The organism is Megasphaera sp. AM44-1BH (genome assembly GCF_003467125.1).
Lineage (GTDB): Bacteria > Bacillota > Negativicutes > Veillonellales > Megasphaeraceae > Megasphaera.
In genome coordinates this window covers 1-1466 of the sequence record NZ_QSFA01000052.1, presented here as the reverse complement: position 1 = coordinate 1466, position 1466 = coordinate 1, and the positions used below count along the sequence as shown (strand labels likewise).

Annotated in this window: 1 protein-coding gene; it reads left to right on the top strand. The window is 49.0% G+C overall.

Annotated elements, in window-relative coordinates:
• The first annotated feature begins 99 nt into the window (after positions 1–99).
• Entirely contained in the window at positions 100–1449 is a 1350-nt protein-coding gene (locus DW949_RS13525) for a transposase (protein WP_118023689.1), read from the top strand.
• Positions 1450–1466: the final 17 nt, after the last annotated feature.

The following is a 1466-nucleotide window of genomic DNA, read 5'->3' as shown; positions in this document are numbered from 1 at the left end:
AACAGCAGTTTACAACTTTTTGAACAAATAAATATCGCGTAACCACACTTTGAAGTATAATGAATCTGCTCAAAAACATCATTCCAAAGGAGTTACGCGATGATTTCATTATACCTCGAAAATTCGATTATTGGTAGCCTGTTTCGTTTCTTTTCTTCATATTTTTCTACAGCGACACGGCCAACGCGATTCCTACTGACCTGGTTGGTCATCGCTCAGGTAGCCTTGCAGGCCTTCCCGTCTCTTCGCTTTCTTCATCGGAATTTCTTGTCCCAGGTGACGCATCGCTGCTTAAATAGTTATTACCGGGCGCTTCAGAACAAAACGGTGACGAGCCGTTCTCTCCGCCTGCAAACAGCGGAATTGGCTTGCAGCCTGATTCCGGCGGCCTTACAGAATGAACCGGTCTTTCTCAGTGTCGATGATACGACGGTACCGAAATTCGGCAAGAAGTTCGATGCTGTTTCTCTGTTGCATGACCATGCCTGCCATACAGGCAAGCCTTACGTAAATGGTCATTGCTTCGTCAGTTTGACACTGAGTGTCCCTGTCCTGAACCAGCATGAAGGAAAAGCTCCGCTTATCCGCTATCTGGCGGTTCCCGTAGGGTACCGGATGTGGACGAAAGAGCAGACCAAACTTGAATTAGCCGGTGATCTCATCGAGGAGGTGATGCCCTTACTGAAAGACCGGCAGGTATTACTGTGCTTTGACAGTTGGTATGCCAAAAGCACGCTGATAGAGCGGGTTTTGCAATATCCCCACCTGGCCTTCATCTGCAATGTCCGCAGTGATTCAGCGATGTATGAATTGCCGCCCTTGCTTAACGGCAAGCCGGGACGCCCGAAAAAACGAGGAAAGCGGCTTCATCTGGATGATTTCAACTTGTCCTGGGATATGGATGGCATGCAGGTCGGCCATCGGATTGTTTTGACCCATATCTGCGGGAATCGCCGTATCCACGCCTATGTCAGCTGCACTACATCTGGCTCCCGGCGGCTTTTCTTCAGCACCTTGGACCCCGGTGCCCTGCATATGAGCTGCGCCTGGCAGGAACGAAAGATTCTACGGGACGCACCGGCAGAAGGCATGGACTATTATCCTTTGAAGCTGTACAAGCTGCGTTGGGCCATCGAAACCAACTACTATGAGCAGAAGGCCTTCTGGTCGCTGAATGCCTACCGGATTCGCCGCCAAAATGGCATTGAACACATGGTGAATTTGGTAAACCTCGTTCACAGCAGCCTGAAAATGCTACCGTATCTGGACGAGCATTTTGCGAAGTACCAAAACACCAGTCCACAAGAGCTGCGAAGCCATATAAGCTGGCAAATACAGCGTGAAATATTTTTAGGCACTTTAGTCTCTAAAGCCCAATCCGCAAAAAATCCAACGGACTTAGTGCAGGCCTTGTGTAAACTAGTTTTGTCAACTTCCGAGGCAGCGTAAAAGTTGTAAAGTGCTGT

Bases quoted from the DNA above. Each gene is read 5' to 3' on its own strand.
- DW949_RS13525 (WP_118023689.1), top strand. From the start codon at position 100: ATGATTTCATTATACCTCGAAAATTCGATTATTGGTAGCCTGTTTCGT.